This is a genomic window from Apibacter sp. ESL0404, from assembly GCF_019469245.1.
In the GTDB taxonomy this organism is placed as follows: Bacteria; Bacteroidota; Bacteroidia; order Flavobacteriales; family Weeksellaceae; genus Apibacter.
Map to the genome: position 1 here is coordinate 1,931,011 of NZ_CP048267.1, position 21,784 is coordinate 1,952,794.

The 21,784-nt window shown below is 31.3% G+C and carries 21 protein-coding genes; 10 read left to right on the forward strand and 11 right to left on the reverse strand.

The annotated features are described in order from the left end of the window. The first annotated feature begins 89 nt into the window (after positions 1-89). The 6 genes from thrA to GYM72_RS08250 all read left to right on the forward strand — a co-directional run bounded on the left by thrA (position 90) and on the right by GYM72_RS08250 (position 7,551). Positions 90-2,537, forward strand: a complete 2,448-nt coding sequence (gene thrA / locus GYM72_RS08225) for a bifunctional aspartate kinase/homoserine dehydrogenase I (RefSeq protein WP_220264062.1) — start codon at positions 90-92, stop codon at positions 2,535-2,537. A 262-nt stretch (positions 2,538-2,799) separates the two neighbouring features. Next, entirely contained in the window at positions 2,800-3,741 is a 942-nt protein-coding gene (locus tag GYM72_RS08230) for a homoserine kinase (RefSeq protein ID WP_220264063.1), read from the forward strand. A gap of 24 nt (positions 3,742-3,765) precedes the next feature. Next, complete coding sequence (gene thrC, locus GYM72_RS08235; RefSeq protein WP_220264064.1) at positions 3,766-5,061, forward strand: threonine synthase; 1,296 nt, start codon at positions 3,766-3,768, stop codon at positions 5,059-5,061. A 250-nt stretch (positions 5,062-5,311) separates the two neighbouring features. After that, positions 5,312-6,019 carry a UMP kinase gene (gene pyrH, locus GYM72_RS08240; RefSeq protein WP_105296761.1) on the forward strand — a complete coding sequence of 236 codons (708 nt, stop codon included), beginning with the start codon at positions 5,312-5,314 and terminating at the stop codon, positions 6,017-6,019. 43 nt (positions 6,020-6,062) lie between these two features. Beyond that, positions 6,063-6,617 (forward strand): ribosome recycling factor, encoded by a 555-nt coding sequence (frr, locus tag GYM72_RS08245; protein ID WP_160541719.1) that lies wholly within the window; start codon positions 6,063-6,065, stop codon positions 6,615-6,617. A gap of 79 nt (positions 6,618-6,696) precedes the next feature. Then, positions 6,697-7,551, forward strand: a complete 855-nt coding sequence (locus tag GYM72_RS08250; protein ID WP_220264065.1) for a prephenate dehydrogenase — start codon at positions 6,697-6,699, stop codon at positions 7,549-7,551. Positions 7,552-7,710: 159 nt separating this feature from the next. Here GYM72_RS08250 and GYM72_RS08255 read toward each other — a convergent pair whose 3' ends face one another. The 6 genes from GYM72_RS08255 to GYM72_RS08280 form a co-directional block, all read right to left on the reverse strand. Continuing rightward, positions 7,711-8,220 (reverse strand): DUF2480 family protein, encoded by a 510-nt coding sequence (locus GYM72_RS08255; RefSeq protein ID WP_220264066.1) that lies wholly within the window; start codon positions 8,218-8,220, stop codon positions 7,711-7,713. A 21-nt stretch (positions 8,221-8,241) separates the two neighbouring features. Continuing rightward, positions 8,242-8,922 (reverse strand): tRNA (guanosine(37)-N1)-methyltransferase TrmD, encoded by a 681-nt coding sequence (gene trmD, locus GYM72_RS08260; RefSeq protein WP_220264067.1) that lies wholly within the window; start codon positions 8,920-8,922, stop codon positions 8,242-8,244. Between the two features lie 276 nt (positions 8,923-9,198). After that, positions 9,199-9,390, reverse strand: coding sequence for a hypothetical protein (locus GYM72_RS08265; RefSeq protein WP_220264068.1), 192 nt, complete (start codon positions 9,388-9,390; stop codon positions 9,199-9,201). 91 nt (positions 9,391-9,481) lie between these two features. Next, positions 9,482-9,883, reverse strand: a complete 402-nt coding sequence (locus GYM72_RS08270; RefSeq protein ID WP_160568918.1) for a hypothetical protein — start codon at positions 9,881-9,883, stop codon at positions 9,482-9,484. A gap of 114 nt (positions 9,884-9,997) precedes the next feature. Then, positions 9,998-10,693 carry an NUDIX hydrolase gene (locus GYM72_RS08275; protein WP_160541713.1) on the reverse strand — a complete coding sequence of 232 codons (696 nt, stop codon included), beginning with the start codon at positions 10,691-10,693 and terminating at the stop codon, positions 9,998-10,000. 5 nt (positions 10,694-10,698) lie between these two features. Beyond that, the gene (locus tag GYM72_RS08280; RefSeq protein ID WP_105296768.1) at positions 10,699-11,175 is read right to left on the reverse strand and encodes an Lrp/AsnC family transcriptional regulator; all 477 of its coding nucleotides are present in this window, start codon (positions 11,173-11,175) and stop codon (positions 10,699-10,701) included. A gap of 228 nt (positions 11,176-11,403) precedes the next feature. On the opposite strand from GYM72_RS08280, the gene GYM72_RS08285 reads away from it, so the two are divergent. Next, positions 11,404-12,309 carry an ion transporter gene (locus tag GYM72_RS08285; RefSeq protein WP_255571491.1) on the forward strand — a complete coding sequence of 302 codons (906 nt, stop codon included), beginning with the start codon at positions 11,404-11,406 and terminating at the stop codon, positions 12,307-12,309. 21 nt (positions 12,310-12,330) lie between these two features. Further along, a complete protein-coding gene (locus GYM72_RS08290; protein WP_160541712.1) occupies positions 12,331-12,762 on the forward strand; it encodes a nucleoside deaminase in 432 nt (143 codons plus the stop codon). 11 nt (positions 12,763-12,773) lie between these two features. On the opposite strand, the gene GYM72_RS08295 is transcribed toward GYM72_RS08290, so the two are convergent. The 4 genes from GYM72_RS08295 to GYM72_RS08310 form a co-directional block, all read right to left on the reverse strand. Next, entirely contained in the window at positions 12,774-13,838 is a 1,065-nt protein-coding gene (locus GYM72_RS08295; protein ID WP_160556941.1) for an inorganic phosphate transporter, read from the reverse strand. A gap of 9 nt (positions 13,839-13,847) precedes the next feature. Then, positions 13,848-14,489 carry a DUF47 domain-containing protein gene (locus tag GYM72_RS08300; protein WP_105296771.1) on the reverse strand — a complete coding sequence of 214 codons (642 nt, stop codon included), beginning with the start codon at positions 14,487-14,489 and terminating at the stop codon, positions 13,848-13,850. A 68-nt stretch (positions 14,490-14,557) separates the two neighbouring features. Then, on the reverse strand, positions 14,558-16,492 hold the full coding sequence (dnaG, locus tag GYM72_RS08305) for a DNA primase (RefSeq protein WP_220264069.1): 1,935 nt from the start codon (positions 16,490-16,492) through the stop codon (positions 14,558-14,560). A gap of 262 nt (positions 16,493-16,754) precedes the next feature. Continuing rightward, positions 16,755-17,867, reverse strand: a complete 1,113-nt coding sequence (locus tag GYM72_RS08310; protein ID WP_220264070.1) for an efflux RND transporter periplasmic adaptor subunit — start codon at positions 17,865-17,867, stop codon at positions 16,755-16,757. A gap of 224 nt (positions 17,868-18,091) precedes the next feature. Here GYM72_RS08310 and GYM72_RS08315 point away from each other — a divergent pair, with 224 nt between their 5' ends. Both GYM72_RS08315 and GYM72_RS08320 read left to right on the forward strand, forming a co-directional pair. Continuing rightward, entirely contained in the window at positions 18,092-19,972 is a 1,881-nt protein-coding gene (locus GYM72_RS08315) for an ATP-dependent DNA helicase RecQ (RefSeq protein WP_220264071.1), read from the forward strand. Between the two features lie 49 nt (positions 19,973-20,021). Next, the gene (locus GYM72_RS08320) at positions 20,022-20,681 is read left to right on the forward strand and encodes a uracil-DNA glycosylase (RefSeq protein ID WP_160556937.1); all 660 of its coding nucleotides are present in this window, start codon (positions 20,022-20,024) and stop codon (positions 20,679-20,681) included. A 39-nt stretch (positions 20,682-20,720) separates the two neighbouring features. On the opposite strand, the gene GYM72_RS08325 is transcribed toward GYM72_RS08320, so the two are convergent. Next, positions 20,721-21,770: a hypothetical protein gene (locus GYM72_RS08325; protein WP_220264072.1), complete on the reverse strand. Its 1,050-nt coding sequence runs from the start codon at positions 21,768-21,770 to the stop codon at positions 20,721-20,723. Positions 21,771-21,784: the final 14 nt, after the last annotated feature.

Below are 21,784 nucleotides of genomic sequence, written 5' to 3' on the forward strand. Positions count from 1 at the left end.
TCTATAAAAAATATTTAAATGCATTTTCAAGTAATATTTTTTAATCCTATAAAATTTCACTAAAATTGTAACCAATTGATAGTAATCGTATGAAAATAGTAAAATTTGGAGGATCATCTGTCGGTTCCGGTCAAAGTATACAAAATGTACTTAATATTCTGCAGAACAAATATGCTTCAGGCGAAAAATTTATAGTAGTATCATCTGCCATGAGCGGAGTTACCAATATTTTAACGGAACTAGCACAAATTGCCTCTGAGGGAAAGGATTTTAAAAAAGGTCTTATTGAAATTGAACAAAGACATTTTACGGTTATTAAAGAAATGATTACGGTTAAAAATCAAAATCCAGCATTTACTCAGATTAAGATTTTTATAAACGAGATCGAAGATCTTTTGCAAGGAGTCTATAGCTTGAGGGAACTCAGTTTTCAAAGCAAAGATCTTATTTTAAGTTATGGAGAAAAATGCTCCACTTTTTTATTGAGTCAAATAGCCAAACAATATTTTTCAGAGAGTATATATGTAGATACTTCAAACCTTATAAAAACAGACAACAATTTTGGAAATGCCCGAGTACATACTCCCGTTACTGAACATTTATTGCAAGAATTTTACAAAGAGCATTCACATCAAATCCTGTTTTTTACAGGTTTTATAGCCTCCAATGAAAACAATCGAATTACAACATTAGGAAGAGGAGGCAGTGATTATACGGCGGCCATAATAGCTGCCGCCTTAGATGCAGAAGAAATTGAGCTTTGGTCTGATGTAGACGGTATGCTAACCGCAGATCCTCGTGTCGTAAAAAAGGCTTTTTCATTATCTGAACTTTCCTATACGGAAGCTATGGAATTATCTTATTTTGGAGCGAAAGTTATCTATCCTCCTGCCATGATTCCGGCTTTTCGAAAAAAAATACCTATTGTATTGAAAAACACCTTTAATCCTTCTTTTAAAGGAACAAGGATTGAAGAACATACTCATAAAAATGCATACCCGATTCGGGGTATTTCTTCCATAGATGAAATCAGCCTGATCAATATTACAGGAAGCGGAATGATTGGCAAGATTGGCTTCAGCGGCAAACTTTTTTCTTTATTAGCACGCGAACATATTAATGTAATCCTTATTACCCAATCGTCTTCCGAACACAGCATTACATTTGCCATTGAGCCCAAGGATGTTCATAAAGCAAAACAGCTTTTCAACAGTGAATTTGAGTTGGAACTGGAAACCAATAAATTAAATCCGCCAATCATTGAAGAAAATTTATGTGTATTAGCCATAGTTGGTGAAAACATGAAACAAACCCCTGGGATTTCGGGCAAGCTTTTTCAGGCTTTAGGTCGTAATGGAATTAACATACATGCTATTGCACAAGGATCATCCGAATACAATATTTCGGTAATAATAAAACGGAAAAATATATCGAAAGCTCTGAATGCTGTTCATGATGCTTTTTTCACTCAACTAACCAAAACACTTCATGTATTTAGTGTAGGTACAGGAAATATCGGGGCAACCTTGCTGCGACAAATCGATGCTCAAAGTGATTTTTTACGTGAAAACAATGGTATTGAAGTAAAGATAAACGGAATAGCTAATTCCAGAAAAATGATTATTGATGAAGAAGGCATTGATCTAACCCAATGGCAAGAAAAAATAAATAAGGGAGAAACCTCTAATTTGGATGAATTCATCCAAAAAATAAAGTTGTTAAATCTTTCCAACTGTATTTTTGTGGATAATACTGCAAGTCCAATAACCGGAACGTATTATAAAGAACTTTTCGAATCTAACGTTTCGGTAGTTACCTGTAATAAAATAGCTAATTCCTCTTCATATAAAGATTATAAAGATTTAAAAGATACTGCCAGAAGAAGAGGCGTCGATTTCTTTTATGAAACGAATGTAGGAGCCGGATTGCCTATCATACGAACTTTAAAAGATCTAATGACCAGCGGGGACAGAATCATCAAAATTGAAGCTATTTTAAGCGGTACTATTTCTTATATATTCAACAATTTTAGAGGCAATACGTCCTTTTATGAGGTTGTTAAAAAAGCCCATGAATTAGGCTATACGGAGCCGGATCCTCGAGAAGATTTGAGCGGGAAAGATTTTATGCGTAAAATGATGATTCTCGCGCGTGATGCCGGATATCAAATTGAAGAAAAAGATGTTGAGTTAGGAGCTATCCTTCCTGAAAGCTGTTTCAAAGCTCCCTCGATTGATGACTTTTATGAAGAATTAAAAAAATCTGATTCTTATTTCAACGAGCTGAAAGAAAAGGCTGAAAATGAAAATAAAGTCTTACGATATATCGGAAAGTTGGAAGATGGAAAGGCTTCCGTAAATTTGGAATTCGTGGATGCTTATCATCCTTTTTACAATTTAACGGGAAGTGATAATATTATCTCATTTACAACAGAGCGATACAAATTTAATCCATTGGTAATAAAAGGTCCGGGAGCAGGTGCTGAAGTTACCGCAGCGGGGGTTTTTGCTGATCTTATTAATGTAGGAGCTAATTAATGTTTTATAAAATCTAGATATCTATTAGATTTTAGGTTGAAAACTATTTTTTTAATTTAGGTATAGGCTTATTGTAAAATAAGACATATAAAATTTTTAAAAAAAAAGTACAATTTAATCGCATCGTAATATTTAAGAAAAGTATTAAATCTTATAGAATTATAAACCTGATACACCTATAGTTTAAAAAAGTTAGTCTTTTGAAATCAAATATAATTAGCTTACATTTGTCTCACTAAAAATTGAACGTTTTCAAATTTCGATGAAAGAAAAAGATAGTGTGCATGTATTTGCTCCGGCGACTTCAGCTAATTTTATTTGTGGATATGATATTTTAGGATTAGCGTTGAATGAGCCGGGAGATGAAGTTTTTTTAAAACGCGTGGATGAACCCGGAATAAGAATTACTAAGATAACCGGAGATCAAGGACTTTTACCTACCCATCCGGATAAGAATACGGTGAGTGCATGTGTAAAAATGATTCTCGATTTTTTAGGTAAAAAAAATTACGGAATTGAAATAGAACTTCATAAAAAAATGCCTATCGGTAGCGGTCTGGGCTCTAGTGCTGCAAGTACAATAGCGGGTCTGTTTGCTATTAACCACCTTTTAGGAGAACCATTATCTAAAAAAGAATTGTTGCCTTTTGCCTTAAAGGGTGAAGAACTGGCTTGCGGGCATGGCCATGCCGATAATGTTACCCCTTCATTAATGGGCGGGATAACTTTAATTAGAAGCTATCAACCATTGGAAGTAATTAACCTTCCCGTGCCTACGGAACTTTGTTGTTCCATTATTTTTCCTCATGTAGAGGTTCAGACTCGCGCAGCCAGACAAATTTTAAAGAATAAAGTTGAACTAAAAGACGCCGTTTCCCAATGGGGAAATATTGCCGGATTGATAACGGGCTTATTTACAGATGATTACGACTTGTTGTCCAGAAGTTTACAAGACCAATTAATTGAACCTACCCGTTCCATTCTTATACCCGAATTTGAAGCCATGAGAAGAATTGCTATGGAATGCGGGGCCTTAGGTTTCGGTATTTCAGGTTCCGGACCTTCAGTAGTTGCTTTTACCAAAGGAATTGAAACAGCAAAAACAATTACTGCAAAGCTTAAAGAACATCTTAAAAATCACGAAATAGAAAGCAATGGTTATTCCTCTCCTATAAATTGTAAAGGAGCAACTGTACTTTCATAATTCAGCCATATAATCTACTCTATCATGAAACTATATAGCACAAATAATAAAAATCTTTCCGTTTCTTTTAAAGAAGCCGTATTTACCAGCTTTCCTTCTGATAAAGGATTGTATATGCCTTGGCATATCCCAAAATTATCGGAATGTTTTATTCAGAATATTACGGATTATTCTTTTCTGGAAATGGCTTTAGAAATTGCCTATTCTTTTATTGGAGAAGATATCCCTAAAAAAGACTTGGAAAAAATTATAAAGGAAACGATTAGTTTTGATGCCCCATTGGTATCATTAGAAGAAAATTTGGCTGTATTGGAATTATTTCACGGTCCCTCGTTAGCATTTAAAGACTTTGGAGCTCGTTTTATGAGTCGACTTATGGCTTATTTATCCGATAAAAACGATAAAACGTTGGATATTCTGGTGGCTACTTCAGGAGATACAGGAGGTGCTGTCGCTTTAGGTTTTTTAGGGGTTGAAGGTACTCGGGTAACTATATTATACCCGAAAGGTAAAATCAGTGAAATACAAAGAAAACAATTGACTACAAACGGTCAAAACATTAGAGCCTTGGAGGTAAATGGAACTTTTGATGACTGTCAGGCTTTAGTTAAAATGGCTTTTAATGATGCTGAACTTAATTCAAAATTACGATTAACTTCGGCTAATTCCATTAACATTTCAAGGTTATTGCCGCAAACTTTCTATTACCTTTATGCTTATGCTCAAGCAGTCAAAAAGAATAAGAAAGATATAGTTTTTGTAGTTCCCAGTGGAAATTTTGGTAATATTGGTGCCGGGTTACTAGCCTATAAATCAGGTCTCCCTGTAAAACATTTTGTTGCAGCTACTAATGTAAATGATACTGTTCCCGTATATTTACAAAAGGGTTCTTATGAGCCTAAACCATCCATACAAACTTTATCTAATGCCATGGATGTAGGAAATCCTAGTAATTGGGTACGAATTACCGATTTATTTAATGAAAGCTTAGATTCCTTGCGTAATCTTATATCTGCTTATTCATTTACTGATTCAGAAACGATGAACGGTATTAACGAATTATATGAAAAATACAACTATATCGCTTGTCCTCATACTGCAGTTGCTTATTTAGCTGCAAAGAAGTATAATCATCCACAAGATTTCACCATATTTTTATCTACTGCTCATCCTTGTAAATTTATGGATGTATATCCTGAAAACTTAAAAAATAAAATTATTATACCTGAACAAGTAAAAGAGTTGGATCATAAAATAAGTTCGGCTACGCCTCTTGAAAATAATTTTTCCGATTTGAAAACATTTTTAATGAATTCATAAATCGTAAAATATGTTTAATTCTTAAATGGAAGTGAGAACAGCACATTAAGGGAAAAATAAAAAGCAGTTACATTTTTTAAAAAATTCCTTATTATATTTGCATACAGAAATTTAACATAAATGATTTTATTACTATTTATAGTACTTTCTGTAACTATTTACTTTTTTTTAACTCTTCTATTTAAGTATATAGCATTACTATCCTTTTCGAATTCATTGTCAAAAAATAATAAATATACCCTAGTTAATCATGAAATATAAAAGAATACTTTTAAAGTTAAGTGGAGAAGCTTTAATGGGAAATCAACAATATGGAATAAGCTCTGAAATTCTTCAAAGTTACTCTAAACAGATAAAAGAAATTTCTGAAATGGGAGTAGAAATAGCAATTGTTATAGGAGGCGGAAACATATTCAGAGGAGTTGCGGGAGTTGCTACCGGTATTGACAGGGTTCAAGGCGACTATATGGGAATGCTTGCCACGGTTATTAATGGAATGGCTTTACAAAGTTCTTTGGAGGCAATGGGAGTACATACCCGTTTGCAAACTTCCATAAAAATGGATCAAATTGCTGAACCTTTTATTAAGAGAAGAGCCGACAGACATTTGGAAAAAGGAAGAGTTGTAATTTTTGGTGCAGGAACCGGAAACCCTTATTTTACCACTGATACAGCCGCTACATTAAAAGCTATCGAAATTAACGCAGAAGTTATCTTAAAAGGGACTCGAGTGGACGGTATTTATGATACAGACCCGGAAAAAAATAAAAATGCAGTAAAATTCAACAGTATTTCTTTTGATGAAGTTTATAAAAAAGGACTTAAAATTATGGATATGACTGCTTTTACGTTGAGTCAAGAAAATGCGCTTCCTATCATTGTATTTGATATGAACAAAGAAGGGAATTTAAGAAAAATTATTGAAGGTAAAGAAGTAGGAACTTTAGTTTCTATTTAATTAATTAATAGTTTATATTTGCAAGGCAACTTATCTGAAAATTATGGAAGAAATAAATTTAATTATAGATACGACTAAGGAAAGCATGGAATCCTCTCTAAAACATTTAGAGTCAGCTTTTAATAAAATACGAGCAGGGCGGGCTAACCCACTCATGCTTCAAAACATTTTAGTGGAATATTATGGAACTCCTACTCCTTTATCTCAAGTTGCCAATATTTCCGTTCCCGATGGAATGACTTTAAGTATACAGCCTTGGGAAAAATCTACTTTGGGCGCTATTGAAAAAGCTATTTTTCAATCCAATTTAGGCTTTACTCCAAATAATAACGGGGAAAATATTATTATTAACATTCCTCCGTTAACAGAAGAAAGAAGAAAAGACTTAGTAAAACAAGCAAAAGCAGAATGCGAAAATTCTAAGGTTGGCATTCGAAAAGCCAGACAAGAAGCAAATGCCGATATAAAAAAGATAGAGAGTGCTTCAGAAGATGAAAAGAAAAATGGTGAAGAGCAAATACAATCGTTGACTGATAAATATGTTAAATTAGCAGAAGAACATCTTTCCGTTAAAGAGAAAGAGATCATGACAGTATAAGCCGTTCTTAACATACTTTTAAAATACCCAATCGGTTTCTTTTTTTAAGAACCGATTTTTTTTATCTTTGAATCTTTATATGTCAAAAACTATAAGTGTCATCGGATTAGGTTTGATTGGAGGTTCTATAGCTCTGGATCTTAAAAAAAGCGGATTTGCTTCAAAAGTTATAGGGACCGATAAGTCTAAACTTCATGAAAAAGAAGCCTTGGAATTATCCATTGTCGATGAAATTATGCCGATGGACGAGGCAATACGTTCTTCCGAATTAACCATTCTATCCACTCCGGTCGATGTAAGCATTAAACTTCTACCTCATCTATTGGATATTCTCCCTGACGATTCGGTACTTATGGATGTGGGAAGTACTAAATCTTCTTTGATTGAAAAGGTTAAAAATCATCCAAACAGAAAATCATTTGTCCCTTCTCATCCCATGGCAGGAACGGAATATAGTGGTCCATCTGCTGCCTTTCATGGGTTATTTAAAGATCGGGCTGCTATCCTATGCAACTCCAATGAATCACATCAAAAAGCAGTTCATCTGGTTTCTCAAGTTTATTATCATTTGGGATCGCGGCTTATTCTTATGGATGCGGAATCTCATGATGAACATGTGGGGTATGTTTCACATCTTTCTCATGCTATTTCCTATGCTTTGGCCGTTTCCGTTCTTGAAAAAGAAAAAGATGATGCTGCCATATTCAATTTAGCATCCGGTGGGTTTGCTTCTACTGTTCGACTGGCTAAAAGTTCCGTTAATATGTGGCTTCCTATTTTTGAACAAAATTCCAAATATATTTTACCTATTCTTACTACTTATTTGGAAAAGTTGACTGAATTTAAATCTTATCTGGAAAATGGAGAATCTGAACATTTATATGAATTCATTAAAGAAGCTAACCGAATAAAAAATAAGTTAGAGAAAAAATAATCGTTGAATTATTAGCTTCAGTTTTTTAAATTTTATTTTTTCAAAAAACTTTTTATAAGTTAATAATTTCACAGCCAAATACTAATGAATGAAACAGTTAAATAACTAAAAATTATTAACAATTTTTTATTCCAGTCAGTAATTTTTTGAAATTTTAAATTATAATTTTTTCTTTTTGAAAATAGGAACTGTACTACAAGCTTCTCCAAACATTAAGGAAGAAGCTATAGGCTTAAGTTTTTGTATAAGTTGTAAATAAGCATTTTGTGGAACGGGTTTGCGTGAGCAGCCTTTAATAATAATTTTTTTATCATTATAATTATCCACGTCCATTTTATCTATAATTTCTGTAAATATGTCTCTTTCCAAATCCTCTAAAGTGCCGAATGATATTAACTTTGCCACACCTGTTAAATAATTAGCAATTAATAGATATGACCAGGAAGGCACAATTGCATCAGATGTACAAGTTACTGCTACATAAGCATTTTCATACATTTTCCAATCCAATTTTGAAAGATTTTCACGAAACTCTTTTTCTCTTAAAACTAAACCTTCATATAAATAGTCTTTTAAATCAAATAGCATCCTGGGTTCTTTAGGATAAAAATCTTCTAAATCTAGAGTAATGAGTCCGCTTTTTTCGACTTTATTAATTATTTCATCCATAATTTTTAATTAATAGTGGTATTAATTTTCATTTAGTAAATCGGGTCTTCTCTCTTGTGTATGTTTGTAAGACATTTCCTGTCTCCATTCATCTATCTTTGCAAAATTACCACTCAAGAGTATATCCGGAACTTTCAAATTTTTATATTCTTCCGGACGGGTATAAACCGGAGGTGCAAGTAAATTATCTTGAAATGAATCGTATAAGGCAGATGTCTCATCACTTAAAACCCCGGGTATCAGCCTGACTATGGCATCAACCAGTACACAAGCTCCTAATTCTCCTCCGCTTAGTACATAATCACCAATAGATATTTCACGGGTAATATATAAATCACGTACTCTTTGATCTACACCTTTATAATGCCCACAAAGTATAATTATATTTTCTTTTAGTGAAAGTGTATTGCAGGTTTTCTGATTTAAAGTATCGCCATCAGGAGTCATATAGATAATTTCGTCGTATGATCTTTGGGATAATAGTTGGGAAATACATTTATCAATCGGTTCAATCATTAAAACCATTCCTGCACCTCCTCCATATTGTGTATCATCAATCTGCCTATAATTTCCCTGTCCATATTCTCTTAAATCATGGAAATATAGTTGTACTAATCCTTTGTCTTGCGCCCTTTTCATAATTGATTCTTCTAAAGGACTTTTTAGTAATTTGGGCACCGCACTTATAATATCTATTCTCATACATTTTTTATTTGGCAATGATTGAAATACAAAAGTAACGTTTAATGATTAATTATATCAACCGGCGATGTTAACTAAGTCTTTATTATTTTAATTTAGCTATTAAAAAAATTCTCAGTATTTTATGGCTTTTTTATTTATTCGAATATCTGCATAGTTTAATTTCAGCCGGTTATGACCTTTGGATCATTTAAGATTTTCGTATATATACAGAAAAAAATTATATATTACAATTATAACTAATTTAAATGATTACTGAGTATTAGAACTATATAGCTATAAATCAATTGAATTTGTTATATGGGCTAAATGATAATTTCCATGCCATGTAAATAAAGCGATTACTTGCTCATTAGCTGTCTTATAGTCCACCCACCCGATCTGTAAGGCGTATCTAACTGCGTGTCTTATAGTGGAAGTACTGCTTGTTTTAATCTTTCCGGAAAAGATTTTAATTGAGTAATCCATAAAGTTATATCTTCTTTAGATATGTTTTCAGGAATTTTAAAAGTACCTATGGGATATTTTAATTTTTCGATATTTTGTATGATCTTATCATTTAGTTAAAAAATTTCCATCGAGGTATTATGGGAACTAAAGCAAAACCTATAAATAAATATAAGCCGTTAATTGCATCAAGCTCTTCAAATCCTAACGATAAATGAAATAAAATATCTACAAATAAGGTCAAACCGAAAAGAAAAACTCCCCATTTTTTAAAATAATAGGTACTGATCGATCCGATAATCATTACTATTCCTAAAATAATATTTAGAATAAAAAACCAAGCGGGAGCACCGGGAAAATAAATTTTCATAAAGCCAAGAATACCGAGAAAGATAGGTATAAAGCCCATAAAGCCCATGTAAATACATGAAAGAATAAAAGGTATTGATTTTTTTTCTTTTACTTCAAAATATTCTTTTGGGCGCTTTCCGAAAATTTCTTCATCACTACTCATATAGTATTATTTAGTAACTTAAGTAAATATACAACATTTATGATGGTATATAAAAAATACAGGAGGAATAATATTCCTCCTGTTCATCTAATTTATGAAGTATTTTTGATAATTTTAAAATAAAAAATCGTATCCTTTTAAGCTAAGTTTCTGATATTTTTCTTCATCAAATTTATACAATTTTGCTGATTTTCTTGACGAGGAATTATCCGTTAAACCTGTTTCTAAAATCAATTGAGAATTAACAATTTTTTTTCTAAAATTCCTTTTATCCATTTCTCGGTTTAATGCGGTTTCATACAACTTTTGTAATTGCGAAATGGTAAAATGTTCCGGTAATAGATAAAAACCTATGGGTCTTCTTTTAACTCTGCGTTTCAATCGTTCTTTTGCATAATCAATGATTTCATTATGATCAAATGCTAAGTCCGGGATTTTTGAGTATTCAACCCATTCTTCACCTCTTTCTTTAGTGTATTGCAATAGTTCTTCATCTAATTTTACCGTTGCGTAGTAAGCAATGTTTACTACCCTTCCTAGTGGATTTCTAAAAACTTTTGCAAAAGCTTTTAGTTGTTCAACAAATATGTGGTCTTTTTGTGTATGTAAGAATAATAATTTTTCTACATTTGAATCAATGCCCTCATGGGCTTTCACATAAACTGAGGGAAGTCGCGGAGCTCCTTGAAAAGGTCCATTTTTTGTATCATTACTTAATAAAATACGCAGCATTTCCCCATCAAACCCAAATAAAACCAAAGATACAGAAATTGCTACTTTAAAATAAATTTCTTTTTCTTCAGGAAGCATTATTTTTATTTAAACAAAGCATCCATTAATCGGTTTTGATCATTGATGCTTTCTTCTAAAGAAATCATACTTTCTGTTCTTAATACGTCATCAATATCATCTATTTTATAAATAACATTTTTTGCATCTTCAGCATCTTTTGCGCTGATTTTACAATAAATATTGTATTTACCTGAAATTACATTAGCGGTTGTTACGTTTGGTATTGCTGCTAATTTTTCTAATACACTTTGAGTTTTGCTTGATTTGGTTAATAAAATCCCAACATAAGCTATAAAACTATAACCTAAAATATTATAATCAATATTTAAACATGTTCCTTTTATAACTCCTACATCTTCCATCTTTTTAACTCTTACGTGTATTGTCCCGGCGGATACATCCATTTTTTTTGCAATCTCGGTAAAAGGCATTCTGGTATTAATAGATAAAAATTGTAAAATTTTCTTATCAGTTTCATCTATATAAAATTTCTCTTTCATGGTAAAAAACTTTATTGTTTGTTAATTTAATTTATCTTTATTTTACAAATATATAAAATTAATCTTCAACCTATACATGTTTTTATATAAATTCTTTAAAATATAAACAAATTCGCTACTAAATGAACAATTCAGGGTATTCATTTTAAGTATAATTAATTTTATTTTTATCTTTGTTATCATATTAATTAATAATAAGATAATTTTTTTACTATTAATAATTTAGTTGTGAAAAAAATTGTAAAAGAAATAAAATTATTTTTTATAGGTAAGACACCGGAATGTAAAAAAGGCACTGCCATTTGGAAGGCTGAACTTCACGACATTATTTTTGAATCTGATACGGTAAAAGGTAAAATATTTGACATCATTCTTCTCTTTTTCATCACTTTAAGCACTCTAATTATTATGTTGGAAAGTGTACCGGGCATTAGTTCAAAAATCGGATTTTGGCTTTATATACTGGATTGGTGGGTTACTATTTCTTTTACCGTAGAATATATTTTAAGAATATCCAGTACCAAAAAGGCAAAAAAATATTCGACCAGCTTTTATGGAATTATTGATTTGTTATCCATCATTCCAACCTATTTAAGTATTTTTTTCGTTCAATCGCATTATTTAGCCATCATACGTATACTAAGGCTTTTGCGAATCTTCAGGATTTTTAAAATGGGAACTTATATTGATGAAAGTAATTCTCTTTTAATTTCCTTACGACGAAGTAAACGTAAAATTTTTGTATTCTTATATTTCATTATAATTACTACGTTAATCTTAGGATCTTTAATGTATGTAATTGAAGGAGGAAGAAATCGAGAAAGTTTTTCCAGTATTCCTCAATCGATGTATTGGGCCGTAGTTACTTTGACAACTGTTGGTTATGGAGACGTAGCTCCTGTAACGGTCTTAGGGAAAATTATTGCATCGGGAATTATGATTTTAGGATATTCTATTATTTCCGTTCCGGCAGGTTTGTTATCTGCTGAATATACCAGACATAAAAAAAATCAATTAAACAGTAAAAAGTGTAATTTTTGTAATACCATAAATAATGAAGCGGATGCTATATACTGTAAACATTGCGGTCATATTTTAAATTCTTCTACTAACAATAATGATTTAAACAGCTGATTAAAAATTTTATAATTGATCATGTTTACCGATGAATACTATATGAAAATAGCCTTACAACAAGCTAAAGAAGCTATGTATAAGGATGAAGTCCCGGTGGGTGCCATTATAGTAAGTAATAACAAAATTTTAGCTAAATCGTATAATTTAACTGAACTATTAGTTGATGTTACGGCTCATGCCGAAATGCAAGCTATTACCGCTGCCAGTAATTTACTGGGTGCAAAATATCTTACTAATTGTACTTTGTATGTTACCTTAGAGCCTTGTACTATGTGCGCCGGAGCTTTATATTGGTCTCAAATAAGCAGAGTTGTTGTAGGGGCATCAGATGAAAAAAGAGGCTTTCAGTCTAAAGGCTTATCTCTTCATCCTCAAACGGAATACGTATCGGGAGTTTTAAAAGATGAATGTTCTTTATTGTTAAAAAATTTTTTTTCGTCTAAAAGATAGGATTATTAGTATTACATAAAGAGTTTAACTATAGAATAAACGATCATTGCTAATACTGCACTTACCGGAATAGTTAGAACCCATGCCCACAATAATTTAATGGTAATTCCCCAGCGTACGGCAGATACCCTTTTAACCAATCCTACTCCAATTATTGAACCTGTTATAGTATGGGTTGTACTTACCGGAATCCCCCAATGTTCACTAAGGAATAAAGTAATTGCACCGGATATCTCTGCTGTTACCCCCTCTAATGGAGTTACTTTCGTAATACGAGTTCCCATTGTTTTAATAATTTTCCATCCTCCTGACATAGTTCCTAAAGCAATTGCTATAAAACTGCTTATAGGCACCCACCAATAATCGGTTGTAAAATGCTGAAATCTTTCGGCTGTCGTTAGATTAACATATTCTGCAGAATGGGCAATATTCACTTCATAGAAGATAAAGGCTGCACCAATAATTCCCATTACTTTTTGAGCATCATTACCTCCATGACCTATACTAAAAGCTGCAGAAGACACTAATTGTAATTTTTTAAACCATTTATCTGCTTTGTAAGGATTGGCATTTCTACAAATATTCATTATTATGAGTGTAATGATGGATGAGACGATCATTCCAATTATCGGTGCTATGAAAATAAATAAAATAATTGGGATAACTACGGGATAATTGACTACTGTTTCTCCTGCTTTACTGAAACCGCCAACATGAGCAACAGCCGCTCCTATAAATCCTCCTATTAATGTATGGGATGAAGAAGAAGGAATACCCGCCCACCAAGTAAATAAATTCCATATGATTGCAGCTACCAGTCCTGAAAAGATAACTTCGAGAGTAATAAAATTCTCATGAACAGACTTAGCTATCGTATTTCCTATTTTAAATTCACCTACGATATATAATGAAACAAAATAGGCAACAAAATTAAAAAATGCTGCCCACAAAACTGCCTGGAATGGCGTTAATACTTTTGTCGATACAATCGTGGCTATTGAATTTGCCGAATCGTGAAAACCATTAATATAATCAAATATTAATGCTAATATGACGATGGTTATAAGTAGAGTCATGAAAAAAGGTTATGAATATTTAACTAAAATAGATTCTATAATATTTGCTGAATCTTCACATTTGTCTGTGACATCTTCTAAATATTCTAATACATTTTTCAGTTTTATAATATCTAATACATCTCTTTTGCTTTCAAATAAATCTCCAATTTCTTTACTAAAAAAGTCATCGGCAACATTTTCAATTCTATTGATTTCTACACATGAAGCCAATACCTCTTTGGGTTTCTTAAAGTTTCTTAGATTATAGATTGCTTTTTGCAGCTCTAATACACAGTCATGTATCAGATTTGCAAAAGTAAAATATGCCGGAATATACGGAGATTTGTACAGTAATATGTATTTACAGGATGCGAACAAGATATCAGCAATATCATCAAGTGCAGAAGTTAACTGATGTATATCTTCTCGATCAAAAGGGGTAATGAAATTTTTACCTAATTCTATAAAAATATGGTGAGACAACTTATCATTAGCATGTTCATAATCTTCCATTTTTTTATAAAATGCTTCTGTTATAGTTTCTTGTGATTTCATTCCTTCTACCATATCCTTGGACATGGCAGCCAGATTATCAACAACTTGTTCGAATAAAGTATAGAAAACCTTATCTTTTGGTTGAAATAATCTAAAAAATGCACTAATACCCATAGTTTGCTTTTTAGTTTACTTTATGTAAGCAAATATATCGAATTTTAAATTAACCTAAATATCTTTTTTTAAATTACCCGATTTTCCAGCTTATGTATTTGTTTTAGAAGCTTATCTAAAGTTATAATCTGATTAAAAATTTCTAATCTTCTTTCTTCTGATATATTCCCCGAACTTAATTCTTTAGCTAAATTTTTATTCATTTCCGCTATTCTTATCGCTTTGTATTTAAGTATTACATCTTTTGTGTTTTTTGCAAGATTTTGCTCCAATGTTGGAACATATATTTCTTTGAGTTCCCAATTATTGCTTATTGAGTATTTTTTTAATAATTTTCCAACGGCAAATTCGGTGATGTCGACTTCTTTAGATTTAACAAAATATTCTCCGGTTCTCAATTGATTGTTTTCAATACCTTCCATGATTTCCAAATAAATTCTATTGTAAAAATCTACGGTAAATTGTAAATCATCTTCTTTTAAGCGGTGAACAATTTCTTCTATTACAGTAGTTTTATAGGGTTCTTCTTCTTCCACATAGTTTATTAAAATTTCATGGTCTCCATAGGATAGCATTAATTCTAAAATATCTTCTTCAATTTTATAGGTAAAATCAATTTCTTCTTGTTGAGATGTAGTTACAGGTTGTAAAGCAACTTGTTTTCTTGTATTCCGATCTCTAGAATGTATATTTTGTTGTGTTAATTGAGCCAATTCACTAAACAGAACTTGCTCCGAGATATCCAATATTCTTGAACATTCTTTTACATAAATCTCTTTTTGAATAAGATTTTTTATTAAGGCTATACTCCCAACTATATCTCTAATTAATCCGGCCTTTTTTATGGGATCGCCGTTCGTTTCTTTTAATAAAACATCTGTTTTGAATTGAATAAAATCTTTACTGTTTTCTTTAAAAAATGCTTCTATTTCATCGGCAGAATGTTTTCTTGCAAAGCTATCCGGATCTTCTCCATCCGGAAACAGCAATACTTTAACATTCATTTCTTGCTCAAGGATCATATCTATGCTTCTGAATGAAGCTTTAATTCCTGCTTGATCCCCATCATATAAAACAGTAATGTTGTTGGTTAACCTTTTTATTAATCTAATTTGCTCAACAGTTAATGAAGTTCCTGAAGAGGCTACTACATTTTTAATACCATTTTGATAAAGGGATATTACATCCATATATCCTTCCACCAAATAACAATTATCTTCTTTAATGATAAAAGATTTCGCATGAAATAAACCATATAAAACTTGACTTTTATGATAGATTTCACTTTCAGGGGAATTAACATATTTAGCCGTTTTTGCATTATTTTGTAATATCCGACCTCCAAATCCCAATACTCTTCCCGAAAAACTATGAATGGGAAATAATACTCGCTCTCTAAATCGATCGAATCCTTTATCTGATCCTTCTTTAAAAATGCTTAAACCGGATTGCTCTAATATTTCTTTTTTATACCCTTTCTCATATGCAAAATGTGTAAATGAATCCCACTCTTTCGGTGAATACCCTAATTGGAATTGTTTAATAATGTCATCCCGTATACTTCTTTCTCTAAAATAAGATATTCCTATGGTATTACCTTCTTCAGTTTTCCAAAGTTGGTTTTGAAAATATTCATTAGCAACCTCTGATAATTGATATAGGCTTTCTTTATTTAATTGTAATTCTTTTTGACTGTCAGACAGTTCTTTACTGTCTTCTTCAATTTCAATATTATACTTTTTTGCCAGATAGCGTAAGGCCTCCGGATAGGTATAATGTTCTTGTTCCATTATAAAGGTAACCACATTACCGCCTTTACCGGATGAAAAATCTTTCCAAATCTGTTTGGATGGGGAAACCATAAATGACGGCGTTTTTTCATCTACAAAAGGACTTAAGCCTTTGTAATTACTCCCTGATTTTTTCAGATTTATAAAATCCGATATTACTTCTTCCACTCTTGCCGTAGAGAAAATCTTATCTATGGTCTCTTTAGAAATCATAAGTACAAAAATACGTTAATTTAAATTTCCATTTTTGAAAAAATCTTCACATGGTTCTTTTTAAATTTAATTATACATATATCAGTACTCAAGAATAAAATAGAATTTTTAATGGTATAATAAAAACATTACCCTGCGCAATATCTTTAGAAATCTTATGTTTTGATGATTTTATACTATCATATAAAGATTGAATTAGATTTTATAAAATAAAAAAACACCTGATTTACATCAGGTGCTTGTTTAAACTATTTTTTCAAAATTACTTTTTTCTTGATGATTTATCTTCGTCTGAAGAATTCCATATTTTAATTTGATCTTTCAGTGAAATACCTTTAACTTCAACAAATATACCGTCTGATAATCCTAGTTTTACATAAACTTTTTTGAATTTTCCATCAGGCTGTTGTACTTCAACGAAAGGTCTCTCTCCATCATATTGCATTAAAGCTTCTCTCATTGCTAAAATATTTTTTCTCTCACTTAATATTACTTCTGCATTGGCACTATATCCGGCGCGAATGGAAACCCCTTCCGGAATAATTATATCTGCTTTAATTTCATATTTAACAGCCCCGTTTTCTTCTTTACCTTGAGGAGAAATAAAGGTTAAAATACCATTTATATCTTTGTCTTGAAGCGCTCCGATTATTATTTTTAATTTCATTCCCTCATGCATTTTCCCTGCATCTGACTCGTCCACTTTACCCTCAAATATCATTTTGCTGACATCGGCAATGCTTGCAATAGTTGTTCCTGCATTAAATGTATTGGCTTCAATCACCTGATCCCCTACTTCTACGGGTACTTCCAGTGCCTGTCCATTTGCAGTAGAACGAACTTGAATACTCGCTAAATCTTCTAATCCTGAAGTAATACCTGTTTTAGCAATATCATAATCTTTCTGTGCTTGAATTAAATTTTGTTTTGCTATTTTATATTCCGTTTCAGCACTTTCATAATCCTGCTTAGAAATTACTCCTTGCTCATATAATAATTTTTGACGATCAAAAATTCTTTTTTGATTATTTAACTTAATTTCTGCTGAATTTATATTCTGCATAGCAGTATTTACTGTAGAAACGACCGGAACCACTTTAATCGTAGCCAATAATTGTCCTACTTTTACTTCATCTCCTTCTTTAATATAAATCTCCTTGATAATCCCGGAAATATTAGGTTTGATTTCTATCTTTTCTTTTGGATTAATTTTACCGGTTGCCACAGCTTTTTGCTGAATAGTCATAGTAACCGGAGACTCTGTCTCAAACTTATCATTAGATCGTGTATTGGTTATAATTACGTACCATATACAATACAATAAAAGTGCAATAAAAGCAACAGATAAAACTATTTTAAGAACCTTATTATTCATGACAACTTATTTCACTATAATTTGTATTATCTTAACAAATTTTGTTACGTTAAAATCACTTTTTTTAAGTATTTTTTTTATTACTTGTTTATCTTGCCTGTAAATATATAATTCTTTTTTAATTTATCTTACATAAAATCAACACCAAACAATTGAGTCAATTCAAATTAGGATAAATTTTTCTTTTATATATTTGTTACTTGCCAATAAAAATTCTAGTCTAAATGGACTTTTCATTACCAAATAAAATTCTTGAATCTTACTGGGGATATAAAGAATTCAGACCTCTTCAAAAAGAGATCATACTTACTATATTGGAAAGTAAAGATACTATTGCTCTTTTACCTACAGGAGCAGGAAAATCTATTTGCTATCAAGTCCCCGCTCTTTTGGTTCAAGGCACTTGTATTGTTATTTCTCCATTATTGGCTCTTATAAAGGATCAAGTGTATTCATTAAAAAGGAAATTAATTCCGGCCGAGTATATTTCTTCGGATCAAACAGCAGATCAACAACTTTCCGTATTTAATAAATTGAGAAATAATGAATTGAAATTATTATATGTATCTCCGGAACGATTGTTAAATAAAACTTTTCTAGAGATCATTAAAGATATTGAAATTTCGTTTATCGCAGTTGATGAAGCCCATTGTATTTCTGAATGGGGTAATGATTTTCGTCCATCGTATCAACAAATTATAAAGTTTAGAGAATATATCGGGATTCAAATTCCTTGCATGGCACTTACTGCAACCGCAACTGAAAAGGTCTTAATTGAAATAATAAAAAAACTCGATTTACATAATGTTCAGGTATTTAAAAGATCATTTAATAGAGAAAATCTTTCTTTACAAGTTTTAAATGCCGGAGACAAATTTGGGGAAATTGAAAGAATTTTACATAGATATAAGGGTTCGGGAATTATTTATTGTAGAACTCGAAATGAAACTAAAACTTTGTCTGAAACTTTAAAAAGAAAGGGATTTGAGGTTGAATTTTTTCATGCAGGATTATCTCCTAGTGAGAAAATGCAAAGACAAAAAAATTGGACGGAAAGTACCAACCAAATTCTAATTTCAACTAATGCTTTTGGAATGGGTATAGATAAGAAAGACGTTCGTGTGATCATTCATCTTTCTCCTCCTTATTCATTAGAAAATTATTATCAGGAAGTTGGTCGTGCAGGAAGGGACGGACTTTTATCACATACATTTTTATTATGGAATGAAGCGGAACTTTCTGACATATACTCATCACTCATACAAACTATATCTTCAAAATCTGAATATGAAAAAGTTATCCGTTATTTATATTCAATGTTTTGTATTGTTCCTAATGAGTTACCCGATACAATTTTTGATTTCGACTTGAAATTATTTCAACAACGTACAAAAATTAATAAAAGTAAGATTATACCTATTTTAGAATTTCTTCATAATAGCTCAGTTCTTCAATGGAAATATGAGCCTTCAGATAGTCTGCTTAAAATTAACTTTCCTATAGAAAGACTTGACACTAATTTTTACGGCAATGATTCCTTTTTATTTGAAAAAATTGCCAGAAAAATAACAGGTGTTTTTTCTTATCAAATAAAATTTGATGAAAAAAAATTAGCCGACAGCCTTTTAATTCCTCTTTCTGTATTACACTCTAAATTCATTAAATATAACCAATCAGGTGATATTTCTTACGTTGATGGTAATAAGCAAAAAATTTACTTTTTAGAACCACGAAACGATCAAAAACTTTTAGGAAGCTTTTGGAATGAATTTCAACTTATACAACAAAATAAATTAGTTAAATATAAAGAGTTGGAATTTTTTATCAAAAATTCAAAATATTGCCGGATGAAATTAATCCTTGGATATTTTGGTGAAAAAACCAATCAAATATGCGGTAAGTGTGATGTATGTTGTAAACCCAAATTTGAAGAAAAATCGTATCTGAAAGATATTTTATCTTATATAAAAGAACAGCCTAGAAGCAGAGAGGAAATTTATGCCGAATTTAGGAATGTTTCTTTTGAAAAAATTCATGAATGCTTACAAGATCTAATTTCAGAAAATAAAATTAAAGCATTAAATTTCAACACCTATTCGGCTTAATATTTGTCTTATTTCCAACTATTTTTATATTTATTTTTACCTTTACTGAATGAATATAAATATTGAAGAATCATGGAAAAATTTATTAAAGCCTGAATTTGAAAAGCCTTATTTTTCATCTTTAATAAATTTTGTTAAGCAAGAATATAAAGAACATACTTGCTATCCAAAAGGTAAAAATATTTTTAAGGCTTTTGAATTGACTCCCTTTGATCAAGTAAAAGTGGTTTTACTGGGTCAAGATCCATATCATGGAGAAGGACAAGCTATGGGATTATGTTTTTCCGTTCCCAATGGAATAGTATATCCGCCTTCTTTAAGGAATATTATTATTGAATTAAAAAATGATACCGGAATTGAATTAAAGTCGGGGGATTTAACTCCGTGGGCAAAACAGGGTGTTTTTTTGCTCAATGCTACTTTAACGGTACGAGCGCATCAAGCGGGTTCTCACCAAAAAAAAGGATGGGAAACGTTTACGGATTCTGTAATTCATAAAATATCTGAAGAAAAAGAACATGTTGTATTTATTTTATGGGGAAGCTATGCACAACAGAAAATTAATTTAATAGATACTCGAAAACATTTTATAATTAAATCGGTACACCCCTCTCCTTTATCCGCACATAGAGGCTTTTTCGGTTCAAGACCTTTTAGTCTTACTAATGAATATTTAACCTCAAAAAAAATTGAACCTATTCAGTGGTAGACCGAATAGGTTCATTTTTTATATTAAATTTTATATCTATTAATTTTTAAGTTCTTTTTCTAATTGCTTCATTAATTTTTTTTCATTCTTTTTATATAATTTCTTTTCCTTTCTAGACATGTCTTCATAATTTTTTTCAAACATATTAGACACATCTCCTACTTCTCCATCTATCACTTGAATTTCTTCAATTCCATCATCTCCTATAGTAGAAATTATAGTTTTATCTTCTTCCGGGGCATCTTCTTCTAAAATAATTTTTTCTTCTGATGGTACTGAAACTTCTGAATTAGCTTCTTGACTAGGAATAGATTCGATTTCTACTGTTTCTGCTTCTTCAATTTGCGGAGTTGGGGTTGAAATTTCTTCTATATTTTTTGATTCATTTTCATCTATAACTATGCTAGAAGAACTAGGTACTGTTTCCACCTCTTCTGTTGCAGATGGAGTAGGAATAGCGATAGATTCTGCTTGTTCATTCTCAGATACATCATCTGAATCTTTTTCATTTATAAATTGAGCTTTCGGTATTAGTGTTTCCTCTTCAGGTTTTTCTTCAGCTATGTCTGCCTCTTCAATTTCTATTTCTATTTCTTTTTCCGGTAAAGCATTTACTGTTTCCGGCGTTTCAATTACTTTTTCTTCAACAACTTCTATAGGAACTTCTTTAATTACTGTTTCAACCGGAACTTCATTTACTACTGCATTATTTTCTTCTTTTCTGATTACAGAAACTTCCTTAGCTGCCGCAGATTTTGATACTTCTCCCGCTAATTCTGTTTTTACAATAGTTCCATCAATCAATTTCCAATATCGATTTCCCGCAGCATCTTGAACTATTACCACATCATTGGGTGATTTAAATGTAGGAGCAGATGCTTTTCCTTTTACTTCTAATGTTCCATCTTTTCCATAAGTGAATGTATAGCTACTATTAGCTTTACCTTCCTTTGATCCCCTATAAACTAAAATCATTTCCCCATTCTGTTCAAAATAAACTCCTTTTTCAGAAGTTTCTTTTACTTTTCCTTCTTGAGCATAAACAGAAAGCGTAAGTATTAAAAGAAAAACAGTATACTTTTTTTTCATTGTTCGCTATTTTT